Source organism: Psychrobacter proteolyticus (assembly GCF_003350005.1).
GTDB lineage: Bacteria > Pseudomonadota > Gammaproteobacteria > Pseudomonadales > Moraxellaceae > Psychrobacter > Psychrobacter proteolyticus.
In genome coordinates this window covers 77,937-98,322 of sequence record NZ_QLKS01000006.1, presented here as the reverse complement: position 1 = coordinate 98,322, position 20,386 = coordinate 77,937, and the positions used below count along the sequence as shown (strand labels likewise).

Sequence of the window (20,386 nt, the reverse complement as noted above, 5' to 3'; positions counted from 1 at the left end):
ATTATTTATATGTTTGATAGCTTTGGCTTTGATGAGCTAGATTTCGAGCTTTGTCTATTAAAACTATATCTCGCTTGGCGCATGGTGTTCACAGGCATGGGGCTGATGCACGTATGGCTGTTCATAATGATGGCCAAATAGCTTTTGAAATTCAGTACTAATGGCCAGCTCGCTTGGTTGTCCTTCACAGCAAATATGCTTATTCAAACAAATGACGCGGCGGCTGCCTTTCATGACCCAATGCAAATCATGAGACACCACCAACATGGCGCAACGTAAGAAATCAGGCAGCTCATCAATAAACTGATATAGCCAAACTTCAGTATCAGGATCGAGCCCCTGCATCGGCTCATCTAAAATAAGCAAATTGGGTTTGTCTAGTAGCGCTCTGGCCAATAGTACACGCTGCGTCTCACCACCTGATAGATGCAGCATCTGCCGTGATAGTAAATGGGTTAATGATAAGTTATCAAAGATAAATTGCCGCTGCTCAGGGGTTAAACGCTTCTTATCTGCTTGCGCCAACAAGTCGCAAACACGTAGTGGCAATATCGGTGGCACAGCAAATCGCTGCGGTACGTAGCCAAGCTGTAGCGGCTGATGTGCTGTCATAGAGCCATCAGTTGACTCAATCAAACCTAAGATAAGTTTGACTAACGTTGACTTACCAGCGCCATTGGGACCGATAAGGCTGACTGTCTCGTTAACAGCAATGTCGATATCAATATGAGAGAGCAGACGTTGAGGCCCGATATGATAACTGATATTGTTTAAGCTCAATAATTTGTCAGCATTACTCACAGTACTGCTATTCGCAACAGCAGTATTCGACTGATTAGAAGGTAGGGTAGAGGTATTCATAATATGACAACGCATAGGTAAATAGACAATCGACGAATCATGCTTAAAACGTTTACACGAACCACAGTAGCCTTACTGGCAAGCTTGGCAACGACCGCTAAGCTCAATGACACTACGCTCAACCACAAACCCTACATCTTGCTCGGCAAAGCTCATCATTTCCTGAACGGGCAGGCTGCTGCATTCTTGCACTCGTTGACACTGATCGCAAATTAAGAAGGCGGCTGTATGTTGGGCGCGCGGATGACAGCAAGGAACATAAGCATTAATAGAGGTTAACTGATGAATCAACCCTTCACTTAGTAAGAATTCTAAACTGCGATAAACCGTCGGTGGCGCGACGTTTTTCGGCGCACGTTTTTTGGTTGTCTTAGTGTCTACCGAAAGTGTTGGTGAACTCGCTACCTTTTGAGTATCGCTGTCATCAGGTATAGACAGCCGCATTTGCTGCAACTGAGTGATTAGGTCATAAGCGCCGACCGGCTGATCCGCCTCTAAGACCAATTGGTATATCTGCTGACGCAAAGGCGTAAATCGCGCGCCATTTACACGGCAATGCTCTTTAGCTGCTGCTAAGCGTTCATGAACATCATGCGGAGTTAGATCTTGCACATCATGCAAATGTTCGCAGATCAATGAAGTAATAGACATGGTACAAGCTCCTAAAAATAGCATGGTAATCGCATGACGTTTTTTATGATAGCGTTTTTTATTGTTATAGTATAACATACTAAAATAAGAACTGAGTTAATTGTCTTGTCTATCTATCTTTTTACAGGAGTGGGGCAGGGCACTATTACTTATACGTTCGTTATCCAACAATGCTATCTAACAATAAAAGAGCTTACTATGAACGCTGTTTTTACTTACTCCGTACGTTCGCTTATCACATTACAGCGCTTGCTAATGACAGGACTGATCGTTCTAGGGTCTTTCACACTGAATGCACAAGCTGCAACGGTCAGTGTGAGTAATTATCCGCTATTCTTGTTAAGTGAAGCAGTAACAGAAGGCGCGCCATCAGCCAATCGACTATTGCAAGCGGGGGAGGTGGGACATCATGGTAGTATCAGCCCAGGTGATATCAAAGCAATCAAAGACAGTAAGTTCGTCGTATGGTTCGGTGAGCCGCTAGAAAATAATCTAGCAGCGAGCTTAAAAACAGCCCCAAATGCCATTGCTTTATTTGAGTTTGATGCATTCAATCGTCATCCATTACGTGATGTAAAGGGCGACGCTATCGCCGGTACACTAGATCCACATATTTGGTTAGACCCTGAAAATGCTAAAGCCATTACCCGTGCATTGGCTGTGATTCATAGTCATGCAAATCCACAATATAAAGATCTATACCAAGCCAACGCGAAAAAATTTGCTCAGCAACTAGACAAAGAGGTTGCTGCATTTGAGCAAACCTCTACTCAAAGCGCCTCAAAAACACGACATTATTGGGCTTATCATGATGCTTATCAATATATCGAAGACAGCTTAAGCTTAACGCTCGTCGGTAGCCTTAGCGTGGATCATCATCTATCACCTAAAGCAAGCCAACTCCGTTGGTTGAACGAGCAACGCCCAGCCAAGCAAATGTGTTTAGTTAGTCCAAGTGAGCCAGCAAAAGGCTTACTTGCGAAGTTACAACCAGTGAAGAGTACGGTACAACCAGAAGATATGAGTAGTAGCGATGACTTTATCAGCGGTTGGCAGAATATGGCCAAACAGATCTATCAATGTATCTCGTAATGTAATCAAAAAAGCAATTTGCTAGGATTGTTTGAGTTGGTTGTACAGCTTCGCTTCAAGCATTTATTACAGACTACGTAATATAATAATCTTAGCAAAATGCGTTAGGTGACTGATAAAAGTCATATTTTACTTGCTTAATAGTTACGCTCTACCTATAATAAGTAGCGTTTTATTTTGGCCGAAAGGTAATGCCTGTAGAGTAAGTCATTCACGGATAAAATTATCATAAGTATGATATATTGTCCCAATGCTGTAAGGGCTATAGGAATACCGATGACCAAGCCTGCCAAACGCACGCAGAAAGACAAGATTGGCATCTATATTAAACGACAAGCATGGATACTATTTATCCTTATTATCATTGCTTGGTTAGTAGATACTATTTGGCTACATAGTGAGCTTACGATAGCAAAAAGCGCTGCAATTGGTGCGCTACTAAGTTTTATCACTCAAGCAGTATTTGCGTTTTTTATTTTTTGGTACACCGGATATCGCGCGCGCCAACATATCGTTAGCCAGCTATATCGGGGTCAAATGTCAAAATGGTTATTGACCGTGTTTGGTTTTGCACTAATTTTTATTACCGTACAACCCCTATCTGCGCCAGCGCTGTTTATCGGTTTTATGGTAATGCAAATTAGTCACAGTTGGATGTTGTGGCATATACGCTAGCGCTAATAAATGATCGCTAAACAGATGGTTTATTAATAGTACTGGCAAGTCACCCTGCCGTCCAGCTTCTCTATGACTAGTTCGAAAAGTCGAAGCACAACGCTGTCTTAGGATAGCACCAGTGATTGTAAAGACCGCACTATGAGTCTCAATGTTAGACGTAGTATGCAGTGAAAGGGTAGGGGTTATTCAACTATCTGTATCGCTGATAATTAGAGTACTATTCTTTAATTGTGGTTAATGGGTATATTAACAAGTAAAACTGGTGGCTAACTTATTCATACAGTGGATAAAAAAATCACAATTGACTTTACACGAATACAACGCTGCATTAATATAGGCGGCTAAATATTTTGCTTGTAAGCGCTACATTAAGCGCCGATCGTAAAAAACGGTCAGTGGGCAAGCACATATATAATAATTTTGCGTATAAAAATGCAAGGGCTATTACTGAGTTATCATAAGCCCTTTTTTGATAGCTAAAATTTATCTCACGCTATCAAATATTTCATATTAGTAATAGAACTATGGGTTGGATGTTGTTGGTTACATGAGTGATTTAGTACGGTTTATTTGTCTGCTTAATAGCAAAATAGATATAAATACTACACCTCATCAGATGACAACCATATTTTTGGTAGTTGATTAAATCGTTGATTAATAAGAAGCTTACATTATGGCATCCGAGCAAACATCATCAGAATATATCTCTCACCACTTAACGAATTGGACGTATGGCTATCTGCCGGGCGAAGGTTGGAAAGTTGCTCATACTGCTGAAGAAGCAGGGGCAATGGGCTTTAACGCTATCCATCTTGATTCTATGCTATGGTCGATTGGTCTAGGTATCTTATTTTGCGCCGTCTTTTGGATGGTTGCCAAAAAAGTCACTTCAGGCGTGCCAGGAAAAACTCAGGCAGCAGTTGAGATGATCGTTGAGTTTGTTGATAACAACGTTCGTGATTCATACAGTGGTACATCAAAACTGATTGCGCCATTGGCGTTGACCATTTTTGTCTGGATCTTTTTGATGAACTTGATGGATTTAATACCTGTTGATTTCATTCCAGGTATTGCTGGGCAAATCGGTGCCGCTATGGGCCATGATCCACATCATGTTTTCTTTAAGATTGTTCCAACGACTGATCCTAACATCACGCTTGGCATGTCGTTCTCTGTCTTTGCACTGATTATCTTTTATAGCATTAAAGAAAAAGGTTTGGGCGGCTTTATCGGTGAGTTAACACTGCATCCGTTTGGCGCCAAAAACCCAATCGTACAAGCGATTTTGATTCCCATCAACTTCATCCTAGAAGCAGTTACTCTAATAGCCAAACCTGTATCACTTGGTTTGCGTCTATTCGGCAACATGTATGCTGGGGAATTGATTTTCATACTGATTGCTCTAATGCCGTTTTGGATTCAATGGGCGTTATCGGTACCGTGGGCTATCTTCCACATCTTAGTTATTACACTTCAAGCGTTCGTATTCATGATGCTGACGATAGTTTACATGTCGCTTGCATCATCAACTGAACATTAATTAGACATTCAATAGGTAAATGAGGATACATCAATGGATCCAGTATTAGGTGGTTACACAGTTATCGCAGTAGCACTACTTATCGGTCTTGGCGCACTTGGCACAGGTATTGGTTTTGCTATTCTAGGTGGAAAATTCTTAGAAGGCGTTGCGCGTCAACCAGAGCTTGGCTCACAATTGCAAACTCGTATGTTCATCGTAGCAGGTCTTCTTGATGCTATTCCGATGATCGGTGTTGGTATTGCTATGCTATTGTTGTTCGCTAACCCTCTAGCAGGTTAATCCGAAAGCTCAGTTGTAAATGTTTGGTATTCGGAGACTTTCTATTAAATATAGTCAAGATTTGACTACCAAACATGATCAATGAAACTGATTTTTCATTAACAAAGAGGTGATCACGTGAATATCAATTTTACCCTCGTCGGTCAAGCCATTGCTTTTGCAATATTTGTGATTTTTTGCATGAAATTCGTGTGGCCACCACTTATCGGTGCCATCAATGAGCGTCAGCGTAAAATTGCTGAAGGTCTGAATGCCGCAGAAAAAGCAAAAGCAGATTTGGCGACCGCGGAGCAAAATGTCCAGCAGGAACTTGATCTTGCAAAGACCAAGGCTGCCGCTCTAATCGAGCAAGCGAACAAGAGTGCCAATCAGCTCGTCGAAGATGCAAAGTCGCAAGCCCAAGCGGAAGGCGAGCGCATTCGTCAACAAGCGCAAGCATCTATCGATCAAGAAATCAATCAAGCGCGTGAATCATTACGTGCCCAAGTTGCTGAACTGGCTGTACTTGGTGCAGAGAAGATTTTGCAAGACAAAGTCGATGTGCAAAAACATGCCAGTATGTTAGACCAACTGGCGGCGAAGCTGTAATTGTGAGGATATAATGGCTGACTTATCAACCTTAGCACGACCGTACGCTAAAGCCGCGTTTGACTATGCCAACGAAAACGGCGCAGTCATCGAGTGGGAAAACTTCTTACTTGTTGCTAGCACTGTTGTCAATGACAAGTCGTTCAGTACTTGGCTAGACAATCCAGCTGTTTCTGCTGAGCATAAGTCAGCTGCTTTGGTCGATCTTTATGATACGCAAGTAGCTAGCGCTAATGATTCTGCTTTTAAGCAGTTATTAAGCGAAGCTCAAGGGACTAGCCTTGACAGTAACGTAAGCTATCCAAAAGTATCAGTAGCACTTAGTAACTTCGTTAAACAGTTATCAGAACAAGAGCGTCTGGCGCTGCTTCCTGAAGTTTATGAGCATTATCGCCGTCACAAGGCAATAAGCTTAAAGCAGCTTGACGCATATGTGACCTCTGCCTACCCATTGACTGATGAACAGCGTCAAACGCTACAAACGCGTCTTGCTGCCTCGCTAAATGCTAGTGTAGTGATTCACGAATCAGTTGATCCAAGTCTATTGGCAGGCGCTACAATCAAAGTCGGTGACAAAGTCATTGATGATTCGATGCGCGGCAAGTTACAACAGTTAAAAACACAGCTAACTGCCTAATGCCAATCATCAATACAGTCAAATATTGACTGTATGATTATAAGAGCAATTAAGTCAGTGGGCGGGTTATCATAAATTAAAGGAAACAAGGCAATGCAACAATTGAATCCAGCGGAAATCAGTAACCTGATTAAGCAGCGTATTCAAGACCTTGATGCGGGTGCAACTGCAAAGAATGAAGGCACGATTGTCAAAGTATCTGACGGTATCGTGCAGATTCATGGTCTTGAAGATGCCATGTACGGCGAAATGATTGAGTTTGAAGGCGAAATCTACGGAATGGCTCTAAACTTAGAGCGTGATTCTGTTGGCGCGGTAGTACTTGGTGATTACCTAAAGCTGCAAGAAGGTCAAAAAGCCTATTGTACTGGTCGTATTCTTGAAGTACCAGTAGGTCCTGAGCTGTTAGGCCGTGTTGTTGATGCTTTGGGTAATCCTATTGATGGCAAAGGTCCTATCGATGCCAAGATGACTGATAAAGTCGAAAAGATCGCTCCAGGCGTTATCGACCGTCAATCAGTAGATCAACCAGTAATGACTGGTTATAAAGCCGTTGATACCATGATTCCAATTGGTCGTGGTCAGCGTGAGCTGATCATTGGTGACCGTCAGACTGGTAAAACAGCGATGGCTATCGATGCGATCATCGCACAGAAAGCTTCAGGCATTAAATGTGTATACGTGGCTATCGGACAGAAACGTTCGACTATCGCTAACGTAGTACGTAAGCTTGAGCAAACTGGCGCACTAGAATATACCACTGTTGTGGTTGCTTCAGCATCAGAGCCTGCAGCACTTCAGTATATCGCACCGTACTCAGGCTGTACGATGGGCGAATACTTCCGTGACCGTGGTGAAGATGCACTGATTGTATTTGATGACTTATCAAAGCAAGCAGTCGCTTATCGTCAGATTTCACTACTATTACGTCGTCCGCCAGGTCGCGAAGCTTATCCTGGTGACGTATTCTATTTACACTCACGTCTACTTGAGCGTGCATCACGTGTAAATGCTGATTATGTAGAAAAATTCACTAACGGTGAAGTGAAAGGTAAAACTGGTTCTTTAACCGCACTACCAATCATTGAAACACAAGCTGGTGACGTATCTGCGTTCGTACCAACTAACGTGATTTCGATCACTGATGGTCAGATCTTCCTAGAGTCTAGTTTATTCGCCTCAGGTATTCGTCCAGCAGTAAACGCTGGTATCTCGGTATCTCGTGTTGGTGGTGCCGCGCAGACTAAGATCATCAAAAAGCTATCTGGTGGTATTCGTACCGCTTTAGCTCAGTATCGTGAACTAGCAGCATTCGCTCAGTTTGCCTCAGATCTTGATGATGCAACTCGCGAGCAGCTTGATCATGGTGAGCGTGTGACTGAATTGATGAAGCAGAAGCAGTATCAGCCGATGTCAATCTCTGAGCAAGCAGCCGTTATCTATGCCTCAAACGAAGGCTTCTTAGCGGACGTACCTGTCGAAAAGATTGGTTCTTTCGAAGAAGCGTACCTACGTTATATGCATGATGAGCAAAGTGAATTGATGCGTGAGATTGATGACACTGCGAACTACAATGATGATATCGCAGGTCGTTTAAAGTCATCTCTAGAGACCTTTAAACAAAATCACAGTTATTAATTTAACGGGTTAAGCCGAATTGGTTATAACTGTAGCTTAGAGCTGATAAAGTGGCGCGTTGTCTGACTAGATATTTGCGCCACTGTTTTAACCAGTATCGGTATTAGATCGCGTAATGCCACAAGATATAAAATGTTATTCTGTAGGATTGATGTTGTATATCAAATGATTGTCGCATGCGCCAATGCTTTTTAACCCTCTTATATTGGAATCATTATGGCAAGCTTAAAAGAGATACGTGCCAAAGTCACCAGTATTAAAAGCACCCAGAAAATTACTCGTGCTATGCAAATGGTAGCGGCAAGTAAAATGCGCCGTGCGCAAGAGCGCATGGAAGTGGGTCGCCCGTATGCTGATAGTATGCGCCGGGTTATTTCACATTTGGTGCATGCCTCATCAGACTACAAACATCCGTATATGGTATCGCGTCCAGTCAATAAGGTTGGCTATATTGTCATTACCTCTGACCGTGGCCTAGCGGGTGGTTTGAATATTAACCTATTCAAAGCCCTAACTAAAAGTATCCAAGATTATCAAGATCAGTCTGTACAAGCTGAGTTTGCAGTCATCGGTGCCAAAGGTGTTAGTTTCTTTAAAAACTTTGGTGGTAAAGTTACATCGGCTGTGACCGATTATGGCGATAAACCAACGTTTGAGCAATTAAATGCACCGGTTCAAGCAATGCTTGAAGACTATAGTAACGGTAATATTGACCGTATCTATGTGGTCTATAACCGATTTGTCAATGCCATGACTCAGAAACCAACAGTCAATCAGTTGGTTCCTTTACCAGAGCAGTCATTTGATGATGAAGACAGTGGTCTACAGACAGAACTTAGCTGGGATTATATCTACGAGCCTGACATCAAGACGTTAATTGATGAATTGCTTGGTCGCTATATTGAGTCGATTGTTTATCAAGCGGTAATGGAAAACATTGCCTCTGAGCAGTCTTCACGTATGGTTGCGATGAAAGCGGCAACAGATAATGCTGGTGACCTTATTAACGATTTACAGTTGGTTTATAACAAGCTGCGTCAAGCGGCGATTACCCGAGAAATCTCGGAAATCGTTGGCGGTGCTGCTGCTGTTTCATAATTGACTACACCTATATATAGAAGTTCAAGGAGAACGCAATGAGTAGCGGTCGTATTGTACAGATTATTGGCGCGGTTCTTGACGTTGAGTTCAACCGTAATGAAGTTCCTCAAATTTTTGATGCCTTGCAAGTAGACGGTACCGAAACTACCCTAGAAGTACAGCAACAGCTAGGTGACGGTATTGTACGTACTATTGCAATGGGTTCAACCGAAGGTTTAAAGCGTAACCTACCTGTTACTAATACTGGTGCACCTATTTCTGTGCCTGTAGGTACTGGTACGCTAGGTCGCATCATGGATGTTCTTGGTCGTCCTATCGATGAAGAAGGTCCTGTTGTTGCTGACGAAAAATGGTCTATCCACCGTGAAGCGCCAAGCTACGCGGATCAGTCAAACAGCACTGAGCTACTAGAGACTGGTATCAAAGTTATCGATCTACTTTGCCCGTTCGCTAAAGGTGGTAAAGTTGGTCTGTTCGGTGGTGCTGGTGTTGGTAAAACCGTTAACATGATGGAGCTGATCAACAACATCGCTCTAAAGCACGAAGGTTTGTCAGTGTTTGCTGGTGTTGGTGAGCGTACTCGTGAAGGTAACGATTTCTATCACGAAATGCAGGAAGCTGGCGTTGTAAACACTGAAGACTTTAGTAAGTCTAAAGTAGCAATGGTATATGGCCAGATGAATGAGCCACCGGGTAACCGTTTACGTGTTGCACTGTCTGGTTTGACTATGGCTGAGTACTTCCGTGATACCAAAGATCCTGTTACTGGCAAAGGTCGTGACGTACTATTGTTTGTTGATAACATCTACCGCTATACACTAGCGGGTACAGAAGTATCAGCACTACTTGGTCGTATGCCGTCAGCGGTTGGTTATCAGCCAACACTAGCTGAAGAGATGGGCTTACTACAAGAACGTATTACGTCAACTCAGTCAGGCTCTATTACTTCAGTTCAGGCGGTATACGTACCTGCGGATGATTTAACCGATCCATCACCTGCTACAACGTTTGCTCACTTGGATGCAACAGTTGTACTAAGCCGTGATATCGCATCACAAGGTATCTATCCTGCGGTTGATCCATTGGATTCAACATCACGTCAGCTAGATCCACAAGTAATCGGCGAAGAGCATTACAATGTTGCTCGTGGTGTTCAGGAAATTCTACAGCGTTATAAAGAGCTAAAAGACATCATCGCTATCTTGGGTATGGATGAGTTATCAGAAGAAGATAAACTGGTTGTTTATCGTGCTCGTAAGATCCAGCGCTTCTTGTCTCAGCCATTCCACGTAGCCGAAGTCTTCACTGGTGCACCTGGTAAATACGTACCACTACGCGATACCATTGCTAGCTTTAAAGCAATTATTGCCGGTGAATATGATGATCTACCAGAGCAGGCATTCTACATGGCTGGTAGCATCGATGAAGTAGTCGCTAAAGCTGAAAAAATGAAGTCTAAGTCAGCGTAAGTTGTATGAGCATAAGCTAACGAGTAGATATAATATAAACCTTATATCTACTCTTCAGTAACGCATCGCAGTTTTACTGTTTTTTGATCGCGCTTTGATGGTAAGGAATTAAGTATGGCAACGTTACAATGTCGCGTCGTAAGTGCTCGTGAAGAGTTGTATTCAGGCGAAATTAGCATGTTAATAGCTACTGGTACCGAAGGCGAGATTGGTGTATTGCCAGGTCACACACCGCTTATTACTTTGCTAAAGCCAGGTGCAATGCGAGTGCAAACACCAAACGGTGAAGAAGAAGTAATTTACGTCTCAGGTGGTGTACTAGAAGTACAACCAAAAATGGTTACGGTATTGGCTGATACAGCCATGCGTGCACACAATCTTGACGAAAGCAAAATCGTCGAAGCACGTAGAAAAGCTGAGCAAATGCTAGTTAACCAGTCTGATACGCTACAAACCAATGCAGCTTTGGCCTCACTTGCAGAGTCAGTAGGACAATTACAGACTATCCGTAAGTACAAAAACCGCGCATAGTTTATTACTGATAGCTTTAAATAATTATTTAAAATTATTGCTAGAAGTAATGATAAAAAAACAGTCCATTATATGGGCTGTTTTTTTATGTCTATTCATTATGAGATTAACTGTTCTGCGGTAAATACACATGGTTATTACTTGGCTATTACTTATGGCAGTTGAATCCATTCTCAGGAAAAATCTTTTATTATCAATGAATCATCGTCCATTGGAATTTTCTTAAAAAGACACTGGCGACAACGGTAATATATGGTTATATTAGACATAACGTATTATAAGTAACGAGCAGTAACTGTACGCGATAATGTTGGCTCGATGGTTTGGGTAATTAGAAAACGGTAGATAATAGAAATTGCTATGTACTAACGAAGTAATTGGCATAATTTCTGGACGCAAACTAAAGTTTTGATAGGGGTAGTTTATAGGTTTTGTTACCGACTATCAGCTATAGTATAGGAAGCTGATAATTTAATAGTATACTGTGCTACCAAGTTTGTAACAGCTATACGAACATCAATTGTGCCGCTATATGGTGCTATTAATTTTACCGCTCTTACTTTTACTGCTTTTAAATTAGATGTATTAGAGGATATAACAATGACAACGAATGAAGAAGACAACACCCCCCGAATCTTGATTGTTGAAGATGATGAGCGCCTGGCCATGTTGACTCAAGATTACTTGGTCAAAAATGGTTTAGAAGTGGCAATTGAAACTGATGGTAATCGCGCTATTCGCCGTATCGTCAATGAGCAACCAGATATGGTTGTACTGGATGTCATGCTACCTGGTAGTGATGGTCTGACCGTATGCCGTGAAGTACGCCCGCATTATCAAAATCCAATTTTGATGTTGACTGCCCGTACTGAAGACATGGATCAGGTATTGGGTCTTGAGATGGGTGCTGACGATTATGTTGCCAAGCCTGCTCAGCCACGTGTATTGCTTGCCCGTATTCGTGCGCTACTGCGCCGCTCAGAAAATGCACCATCAGAAGATGTGCCACAACGTCTAGAGTTTGGCGAGTTAGTAATTGATAACGGTGGTCGTTCAGTTAACCTAGGTGATGAGTTGGTTGATTTCACCAGTGCTGAATATGATTTACTATGGTTGCTTGCTTCTAATGCAGGTCGTATTCTATCTCGTGAGGATATCTTTGAGCGTCTACGCGGTATTGAATATGATGGTCAAGATCGTTCAATTGACGTACGTATCTCACGTATTCGTCCAAAAATCGGTGATGATCCAGAAAATCCAAAACGTATTAAGACCGTACGTAGTAAAGGCTATCTATTCGTAAAAGAAGGCAACTAATATTGTTGCTTCTGTATATTGATTAATTACCAAACGCTATTCAGAAAAAACCAGCAACGATGCTGGTTTTTTTGTGGCTAAATTTTAATTTTTAAACTTAAATGTAGTGTTATGTGGTTTAATTAACCCATTATTATAGACGCTGGCTAAATATAGTAATATATATAAGTCTTTGGATGACTGCTGCATAGGAATTATAATGCGGTAGTTAAAAGTCAAAGTTAAAGTCTATCTCTATTCGATCATGTTCGATATCATCAAACACATAGCACTATCTATATGTTTGATGATATTAGCAATCTCTATTTATTAAGTTGGTCACGGCACGTATGTCATTAGTCTCTTCTTTAAAACACAGTATTTTTGTTCGTATCTATGCTGGGCTACTTATAGTCTGCTTGTGTGTGGCGCTGTTTGCGCAGTTATTGATGGATACCATCAATAAGGAGCGTGTGCAGTCCTATCGTGAAAATATGGCAATGGGTGCGTTTCATTTGGTGAGTGAGGGGATCTCCCATCAAAATAGTGAAGAAGAGCGTGAATACTGGTTGTCAGATGCGAGTAGTTTATTTGGTACTACTTTTAAAGTCGTGCCTATTGATGAAGTAGACTTTAGTGCTAGTGAACTGCGCCGCTTCAAAAATGATAGTACCGTTGTACGTTATTTCAACCAGCCTGTGTATGCAGATGTTTATTATCGTTTGCCTGATAATAAGAATGTTCTAACAGCGAGAGTATCGCAGGTTACGGAGCAGCAAGTACGGGCAATCGCGGTATTTCTGTTAGATGACTTGTCTTATCATATGACCCTGTCGGACAAGCGTGCACGTTTGGCAGAACTGGAAAAAAAGTTTTCTTTTCCTTTAGCTTTTAAGGCGGTCAATACACTTGAGTTGGATTCAGATCAGATGGCTCGCTTGCGCCGTGATGAAGTTGTCATATCATTGCAAGATACTAATAGTAGTACGAGTAACTCTGCTATTAGGGTAGTGGTGCCATCTGAAATCAATGATATGGCAATTTTAATTGGGCCTATACCTTTATTTAATTGGTTCCCGCTCAACTTAATTATCAGTATGATTCTTATCAGTATGTTCTTAATTAGCTTAGGTGTGTATGCGCTCATCTTCCCACTTGAGCGTAAGCTACAATTGATTCAGGTAGGTGTTAACGAGGTTAGTCAAGGTAACCTTGATATTCAGGTACAAGTAATTGGTCAAGATGAAATAGCGCGTTTGTCAGCGACGTTTAATGCCATGACTTCACACATTAAGCGTTTGATTGAATCACAGCGAGAGCTTACCCGAGCGGTATCACATGAGCTTCGTACGCCAGTGGCTCGTATTCGATTTGCGGTAGATATGCTTGCTGATACGGATGACGAAGATTCACGCTTTATGCAGCGAGACTATATTGATGAAGATATTGAGTCGCTTAATGGTTTGATTGATGAGATTTTGACCTATGCTAAGCTTGAGGAAGGGTCACCAAAGTTAGATTTAGAGCCAGTAAATCTGAGGGAGCTGTTAGAGCAGATCGAGCGCGAAACCAATGCGCTAGGCAAGCCTATCAAAATAGTAACCAGTTTACCAAATGCAAAAGTCACAGCAGTTGCGGATAGACGCTACTTACACCGTGTGATTCAGAATCTTGCAGGTAATGCGTTACGCTATGCAGAAACAACCATTATCATTAGTGCTGGTGTCAAAAAAGGCAATGCCTTCGTCAGTGTCGAGGATGATGGACATGGTATTCCTGAAGCGGATCGCGAAAAAGTATTTATTCCATTTTCACGCTTAGATGACAGCCGTACACGCGCATCAGGTGGCTATGGTTTAGGCTTGTCTATTGTATCGCGCATTGCCTTTTGGTTTAATGGTAGTATGAAGGTAGATGAGAGTCGTGAGTTAGGCGGTGCAAGGTTTGTGATGACATGGCCTATCAAACCATTGACACAAATTCTTGCTGCTGATGAATTGACGCAAGAGAAAAGCGAGCGCGACTTCGATACTAAGTTGTCAGATTAGACCAAGTTATAGGACTAAGCTATCAGACTAAATCATCAGACTAAATCATCAGACTAAATCATCAGACTGGGCCATAATTATTAGTCATGTTGCTAAAGATAATCAGCGTCATCTTAATGGTATAACACGATAGAGCTTTATAGCTAGGTGACGGGCTTGTCGCTATTTTAAGACAGTTGGACAATGTCATAGGAGGGCATAGGATGCCATATTTATTTGGTGGTTTGGTAGTGTTGAATGCGATCACGCTAGGCTATTATTTATTTTTGAAACAGCCGTCAACGACACAAACGCTAAAAATAGCTCAGAAAGAGATTACCCAGCCATTGGATTTCACAAATAGTGCTGAGTATATTCCACCGGCTATTGGTAGCAAAGACTAATTTTGACCTCTTTGCTTATTCAGATTAAAGTCTCATCGCTATTTTGAATTTGGCACTGTTGTCCTATCTACCTCAGATACCTCTTCTACGTCAGCCGCCAATGTAGTATCTCCAGCGACTTTGGAGAGTAGGGGAATACGTACGCATACTTGTAGCCCACCTTCAGGGTGATTGATGGCTTCAACAGTACCGTGATGTAATCGTGCAATGCGATCAACAATCGCAAGACCTAGTCCGCTACCTTGAGTAGTCCGTGCTGTCTCTCCACGTTCAAACGGTTGCATAATACGCTCTAATTGATCGTCAGCGACGCCATCACCGCAATCACGCACACAAATTACTAATTGTTCTTGTGCTTCTTTGTTCACCACATTTTCGCTGACCACATCCGTATCTTCGTCTTCCACAGTGTCTATAAATGTCGGTACGACCGTTGCCGATAAATAAATAGGTGGTTTTCCATAACGATTGGCATTATTGACCAAGTTAATAATTAGACGTTTGATGGATAGTGGACGTACGGGAACGACCTTGTCGCATTCTGATTCATATACAAACTTCATGGGGGCAAACTGGACCATGATTTCGTTGAATATGATGTCTAAATTGGTCAGACTGACTGGCTCATCAGAGCCATCTTTCATAAATGAGATGAATTGCTCCAAAATAGCATCCATATCCTCAATATCGTAAATGAGCCCTTCACGGAAAAAGTCATCTGGTAGCATCTCTGCGGTTAAACGCATACGAGTCAGCGGTGTGCGCAGATCGTGTGAGATACCGGCGAGCATAATCGTTCGCTCTTTCTGAGCTTGATTTAATGTCGTAAACAGTCGATTAAACGCCATATTAACCTGACGTATTTCTGTGGGGCCTTTTTGAGTTGGCAGTGTAGTTGCATGACCAAGACGAATATAATTAGTAGCTGCGCGCTGTAAGTAGCGTAGAGGACGATTTAACTGACGGGCTAATAGAACAATCGTTAGCAGCGATAGGATAGGCAGTCCAATCAAGAATAGGACTAATAACGTTGGGCTATATTGTGAATAATAGACCACAGGCTCACGTATCCAAAAACTGCTATCACGGCTATCTTGTACCCATAGCTGGGGTGTTGGCTTAAATTTAAAATAAACTTCTACAGGGCGACCGAGCTGTGCACCGATTTCACGTTGTAATACATCCGTAAAAAAGCTTACGAATGGTTTGTCAGCGACTTCCGGAAAGTCACTAGGGTTATTTACCACGACGACATGAGAGTGCTGGTAAATCCATTGGCGTACTTCAGGACGACCTTGCCAGTCTTTGTTGGCACTATTGATCAGCTGCAACTCACTCGTCAAATAACGCGCATGGTTTTTTAGCTCTGGCAGATACAGACTGCGCCAAAAGAACAAAATCGATAAGCTCACACTGATAAGCACGATAAAGGCAACCATCAAGGTCGTTAGCCAAGTGTTGGAGTAAGAGCGTGGCAGCCAACCTTTACGACGCGGCTTTGGGTTCGGAGAGATCATATGTGTCCAACAGAGTAAAAGAAAAGTTATTGTGATATAGGTGTAGTTTTCTAAATGTAGACGTCTTAAGGCTAGTAAATGCGTTAATTAATGGTGGTATATCATAGAATAGCATAATCAATAAATAGTACTGATACAGTATGCAATCGATGATTGAGCCACATAACTGTAAGAATAGAAATAAAGTTAAGCTTGAGGATAAGTGTTTTTAGCAATTGTCTATTTTTCAAAGAGAGCGATAGTAAGCTACAGAATCTAAAGAAAAACTTTAAAAATGCGCAATTATCATCAGTTATATTTTACTTAGGTCGACATTTAAGCTATTGTTAATAAATAATTAAATATGCACAGTTTGTGTTTTCAACAAATAAAGACTGTGATATAATTATGCCCTTTTTGGTATACCTGCGAAAGAGAGAATTCACATGGTTGTTATTCGTTTAGCACGGGGCGGTGCCAAGAAACGCCCATTTTATCAAGTAGTTGTTGCTGATCAACGCCGCGCGCGTGACGGTCGCTATATTGAAAACATCGGCTTTTTTAACCCACTCGCTAAAGAGTCTGAAGAAGCAGTACGCCTAAACATGGAAGCGTACAATGCGTGGATCGCAAAAGGTGCACAACCTTCAGATCGCGTTGCTTCATTAGTAAAAGCTTACAATAAGTCTGCAGCTCAAACTGAAGCAACTGCTTAAGTTTTGGGTGTTACTGAGACGTTCATAGCAAAACTATGATATGACTCAGTAGACTTTAGAATACATAGCGTAACTGGTCTGACCAGGGTGCGCCATTAACTGTTTATCGCTTTTGACGCAATTGTTTTTGCAATTGCTGTTTTAATCATTGTTAGGTTAGCTGCTATGTCATCCGTTCCAAACGCTAGTGCCCTTATGAAAATTGGTCAGCTTAAGAAGCCTTACGGCATTAAAGGCTGGCTTTGGGTATTCAGTGATACGGATGACCGTGCAGCGATATTCGATATGAAGCCGTGGTGGATGAAAACTGCTACTGGTATGAAACCTTTGACTGTGAAGGCTTGGCGTGAGCAAGGAACAGGAATTGTGGCTCAATTTGAGCAGGTTCCTGATCGTAATGTTGCTGAGACTATGAACGGTGTTACCGTTTGGGTCGAACAAAACGTCCTACCTGAGACAGCTGAAGACGAATATTATTGGTCGGATTTGGTCAGTCTGCGCGTGATGAACGAGCAGGATGAGTATCTAGGTAATATCACTGAAATGTTTGAAACCGGTGCCCATGACATCATGCGTGTAACGGCAAATTCAGATAGTTTAGACAATGAAGAACGCCTGATTCCATGGCATAAGCAAACTGTGATAGAAGTCAATATGACTGAAAAAACAGTGCTTGTGGCATGGCCGAGTGATTATTAATAGTATTTCAGGCTTTTTAGTCAGACATTATTAGTACTTACACCGATTGTTTTAGCCTTAATGTAAGTAGACATCAGATGTATTTTGCCGTAATTAGTATTTTTCCTGAGATGTTTGCCACGATTCGTGAGTTTGGAATCACGGGCCGAGCAGTGACTCAAGAGCAAGTTACGATTGAATGCATTAATCCACGTGATTATACCACTGATAACTATCGCCGTATTGATGAGCGCCCTTATGGGGGTGGTCCTGGGATGGTGATGATGGCTGAGCCATTATCAAAAGCCATTGAGGACGCACGATTGCGTGCCAAGCAATACGGTTGCCGTGTCGATAGTGAGCACTGTCCGGTGATATATATGTCGCCGCAAGGAGAGACGCTTAGTGAGAGTAGCGTAGTCAATATGACTGATTACGATGGCATGATTTTATTATGCGGTCGTTATGAAGGTATTGACGAGCGTTTACTTTCACAATATGTCGATATGGAAGTATCGTTAGGTGATTACGTGTTGACTGGTGGCGAGTTGCCAGCAATGGTGCTGATGGATAGTGTGATACGTCGTCTGCCCGATATCATGGGTGATGACAAGTCAGCGGAGCAAGACTCTTTTGTCGATGGCTTGCTTGACTGTCCACACTATACTAAGCCGCATGAGTTTGCGGGTATGGCGGTTCCTGAGGTATTACTTTCAGGTCACCATGCCAATATCGCCAAGTGGCGTTTTAGTCAGCAAGTCAGTCGTACGCAAACGCGTCGTCCAGACTTATGGCAAGCGTTTACCCCAACGGTAGAGCAAGCTAAGTGGTTGAAAGCATTGGCCAAAGCAGATAAAAAGTAGGTTTTTATAATCTAACTTTATCGTTAGCAAGTTTGATAAACAGTTAAGAAACAGAATTTTGAGCAATAATAAAACGAGTCATAGCATAGTGGCCGTTGGTTATAACCCATTTACGTTGTGTCTCACTATAAAGAGATGCGATTAATTATTACAAACAGGTGATATGCGTCAAGCCTCTATTATCTAATGTGAGGAGATAACTCTCATGAGCAACAAGCATCCATTGGTTCAGGTCATCGAAAACGCTCAATTGCTTGAGCGCCCAAGCTTTGCACCCGGCGATACCGTTGTGGTACAAGTAAAAGTACGTGAAGGTGAGCGTGAGCGTTTACAGGCTTTTGAAGGCGTTGTAATTGCTAAGCGTAACCGTGGTTTAAACTCAGCGTTTACCGTACGTAAAATCTCAAGCGGCGTTGGCGTTGAGCGTGCATTCCAATTGCATTCACCAATCATCGAGAGCATCGAAGTGAAACGTCGCGGTGCTGTTCGCCGTGCGAAACTATACTACTTACGTGAGCGCTCTGGTAAATCAGCACGTATCCGCGAAAAACTTGGTGCTCGTCCAGTTGCTAAGAAAAAAACTGACGCTGGCGTACCTGATGCAGTTGATACTGCACCTGGTATCTAAGCACAAGTTTGCCGTTTTGAGTTAATCCTATAATTTTAGGATTGGCTCAAGACAAGGTAATAGTAGATACAAGCCCTTATTCATAGGTTTATTTATAAATAAGCGGGCCATACCAAAAAAGACGAAACCCCAATCTATGCGAAAGCTAGATTGGGGTTTTTGTATGTATAGCATTAATAATTTGAGTTTTACCAGCTCTGATATTATCAGCTCTAATAGCGCCAGTTATAAGCTAAAGTTTATTGAGTATCAAATGTATCGATACGGTTGATTTGCTCCTTGGACTTACTGTATTTGCGCAGTCTAATGTATAACGTCTTGGTAACGGTCGCAATGAGCTTTTGCTGCTCATCAACGATGTCGACTTTATACTCACGAAATACGGCTTTACCCTCTTTTGCCAACTCTTGAATGGTAATGATTTCAGAGCTAGGTATTTTCATGCGTGCAGTGACTTTACTATTGCCAGGCGCAACAAAATCAATGTGTGAGCTTTTGTCCCACACCACATAGTTGCTACCCAATTGATGCATCAGCATAAGCATATAAAAAGGGTCAACCATCGAATATAAGCTACCACCGAACTGAGTGCCGACGATATTTTTGTTCAGAGTATTTAACCCCATGCTGATCACACACAATCCTTGATCGAGACTGATATGGTCGATTTTGATACCTGCACCTATATAGGGTGCGTAAGTATTGAGCCGTAGCTTCAGTAGGTGCGGGGTCAGTAGCGGCATGATACTTTGCTTGGCTCGACGCTTCAAAGTCTCAAAATTGCTGGGTAGTACACTCATAAAACTATCCTGTTGCTTTTATTGATTTTTTAATAGTATTGATAGCGCTTTTTTTAGTGCTTGCTATTAGATGAGGAACGATAAAAACATTTATCATAGTTAAAAATGACTGAGCTCGCTAGCTTTAAAGCGTAACCAAACAAAGTTTCTATCACTATCACAAAGTGCTTTTTAGTATTTATTACAAATATCTTTATTATTTAGTTATATGATAAAAAATATTTAGATGTAAGTCATTATTAAGAAAATTATCATTTAGTTTGATTTTATGTCCAAACTAGCGCTTTTTATTCCTAATAGTTTCCTATTAATCTCAATATCTTATTTAATAATAATTTTAATTTATATTTTATAACGATACACAATATATCTTAAATTCGCATTTCCTTATCCCTTAACATACAATGGTT

21 protein-coding genes are annotated in these 20,386 nt (G+C 41.8%); 17 read left to right on the top strand and 4 right to left on the bottom strand.

Annotation, left to right across the window (positions count from 1 at the left end):
* Positions 1-63 precede the first annotated feature (63 nt).
* Together DXK30_RS11545 and DXK30_RS11540 are read right to left on the bottom strand one after the other, a co-directional pair.
* Entirely contained in the window at positions 64-861 is a 798-nt protein-coding gene (locus tag DXK30_RS11545) for a metal ABC transporter ATP-binding protein (protein WP_114701825.1), read from the bottom strand.
* Positions 862-933: 72 nt separating this feature from the next.
* A complete protein-coding gene (locus DXK30_RS11540; RefSeq protein ID WP_114701801.1) occupies positions 934-1,512 on the bottom strand; it encodes a Fur family transcriptional regulator in 579 nt (192 codons plus the stop codon).
* Positions 1,513-1,710: 198 nt separating this feature from the next.
* Here DXK30_RS11540 and DXK30_RS11535 point away from each other — a divergent pair, with 198 nt between their 5' ends.
* The 13 genes from DXK30_RS11535 (at position 1,711) to DXK30_RS11475 (ending at position 14,795) form a co-directional block, all read left to right on the top strand.
* Positions 1,711-2,604, top strand: a complete 894-nt coding sequence (locus tag DXK30_RS11535) for a metal ABC transporter substrate-binding protein (RefSeq protein ID WP_114701800.1) — start codon at positions 1,711-1,713, stop codon at positions 2,602-2,604.
* A 276-nt stretch (positions 2,605-2,880) separates the two neighbouring features.
* Positions 2,881-3,279: an ATP synthase subunit I gene (locus tag DXK30_RS11530; RefSeq protein ID WP_057762011.1), complete on the top strand. Its 399-nt coding sequence runs from the start codon at positions 2,881-2,883 to the stop codon at positions 3,277-3,279.
* Positions 3,280-3,955: 676 nt separating this feature from the next.
* Complete coding sequence (atpB, locus tag DXK30_RS11525; protein WP_101205957.1) at positions 3,956-4,822, top strand: F0F1 ATP synthase subunit A; 867 nt, start codon at positions 3,956-3,958, stop codon at positions 4,820-4,822.
* 33 nt (positions 4,823-4,855) lie between these two features.
* Complete coding sequence (gene atpE, locus DXK30_RS11520; protein ID WP_010197960.1) at positions 4,856-5,104, top strand: F0F1 ATP synthase subunit C; 249 nt, start codon at positions 4,856-4,858, stop codon at positions 5,102-5,104.
* Positions 5,105-5,221: 117 nt separating this feature from the next.
* Positions 5,222-5,692 carry a F0F1 ATP synthase subunit B gene (locus tag DXK30_RS11515; protein WP_101205956.1) on the top strand — a complete coding sequence of 157 codons (471 nt, stop codon included), beginning with the start codon at positions 5,222-5,224 and terminating at the stop codon, positions 5,690-5,692.
* Between the two features lie 13 nt (positions 5,693-5,705).
* Positions 5,706-6,329, top strand: a complete 624-nt coding sequence (locus DXK30_RS11510) for a F0F1 ATP synthase subunit delta (RefSeq protein WP_114701799.1) — start codon at positions 5,706-5,708, stop codon at positions 6,327-6,329.
* A 93-nt stretch (positions 6,330-6,422) separates the two neighbouring features.
* A complete protein-coding gene (gene atpA / locus DXK30_RS11505; protein WP_057762002.1) occupies positions 6,423-7,967 on the top strand; it encodes a F0F1 ATP synthase subunit alpha in 1,545 nt (514 codons plus the stop codon).
* A 216-nt stretch (positions 7,968-8,183) separates the two neighbouring features.
* Complete coding sequence (gene atpG, locus DXK30_RS11500; RefSeq protein WP_102093132.1) at positions 8,184-9,065, top strand: F0F1 ATP synthase subunit gamma; 882 nt, start codon at positions 8,184-8,186, stop codon at positions 9,063-9,065.
* Between the two features lie 38 nt (positions 9,066-9,103).
* Positions 9,104-10,537, top strand: coding sequence for a F0F1 ATP synthase subunit beta (gene atpD / locus DXK30_RS11495; RefSeq protein WP_114701798.1), 1,434 nt, complete (start codon positions 9,104-9,106; stop codon positions 10,535-10,537).
* A 114-nt stretch (positions 10,538-10,651) separates the two neighbouring features.
* A complete protein-coding gene (locus DXK30_RS11490) occupies positions 10,652-11,068 on the top strand; it encodes a F0F1 ATP synthase subunit epsilon (protein ID WP_114701797.1) in 417 nt (138 codons plus the stop codon).
* A gap of 600 nt (positions 11,069-11,668) precedes the next feature.
* Positions 11,669-12,385 carry a response regulator gene (locus tag DXK30_RS11485; protein ID WP_057761994.1) on the top strand — a complete coding sequence of 239 codons (717 nt, stop codon included), beginning with the start codon at positions 11,669-11,671 and terminating at the stop codon, positions 12,383-12,385.
* 329 nt (positions 12,386-12,714) lie between these two features.
* Positions 12,715-14,412: an ATP-binding protein gene (locus DXK30_RS11480; protein ID WP_114701796.1), complete on the top strand. Its 1,698-nt coding sequence runs from the start codon at positions 12,715-12,717 to the stop codon at positions 14,410-14,412.
* Between the two features lie 203 nt (positions 14,413-14,615).
* Complete coding sequence (locus DXK30_RS11475; protein WP_114701795.1) at positions 14,616-14,795, top strand: hypothetical protein; 180 nt, start codon at positions 14,616-14,618, stop codon at positions 14,793-14,795.
* A gap of 38 nt (positions 14,796-14,833) precedes the next feature.
* Here the strand turns inward: DXK30_RS11475 and DXK30_RS11470 are convergent, their stop codons facing one another.
* The gene (locus tag DXK30_RS11470) at positions 14,834-16,312 is read right to left on the bottom strand and encodes an ATP-binding protein (RefSeq protein ID WP_114701794.1); all 1,479 of its coding nucleotides are present in this window, start codon (positions 16,310-16,312) and stop codon (positions 14,834-14,836) included.
* A 425-nt stretch (positions 16,313-16,737) separates the two neighbouring features.
* Here DXK30_RS11470 and rpsP point away from each other — a divergent pair, with 425 nt between their 5' ends.
* From rpsP to rplS, 4 genes are all read left to right on the top strand, one after another.
* A complete protein-coding gene (rpsP, locus tag DXK30_RS11465) occupies positions 16,738-17,007 on the top strand; it encodes a 30S ribosomal protein S16 (RefSeq protein WP_068038349.1) in 270 nt (89 codons plus the stop codon).
* Between the two features lie 165 nt (positions 17,008-17,172).
* A complete protein-coding gene (rimM, locus tag DXK30_RS11460; protein ID WP_114701793.1) occupies positions 17,173-17,706 on the top strand; it encodes a ribosome maturation factor RimM in 534 nt (177 codons plus the stop codon).
* 77 nt (positions 17,707-17,783) lie between these two features.
* Entirely contained in the window at positions 17,784-18,548 is a 765-nt protein-coding gene (gene trmD, locus DXK30_RS11455; RefSeq protein WP_114701792.1) for a tRNA (guanosine(37)-N1)-methyltransferase TrmD, read from the top strand.
* A gap of 205 nt (positions 18,549-18,753) precedes the next feature.
* On the top strand, positions 18,754-19,176 hold the full coding sequence (gene rplS / locus DXK30_RS11450) for a 50S ribosomal protein L19 (protein ID WP_057761981.1): 423 nt from the start codon (positions 18,754-18,756) through the stop codon (positions 19,174-19,176).
* A gap of 239 nt (positions 19,177-19,415) precedes the next feature.
* On the opposite strand, the gene DXK30_RS11445 is transcribed toward rplS, so the two are convergent.
* Positions 19,416-19,976, bottom strand: coding sequence for a DUF4442 domain-containing protein (locus DXK30_RS11445; RefSeq protein ID WP_114701791.1), 561 nt, complete (start codon positions 19,974-19,976; stop codon positions 19,416-19,418).
* Positions 19,977-20,386: the final 410 nt, after the last annotated feature.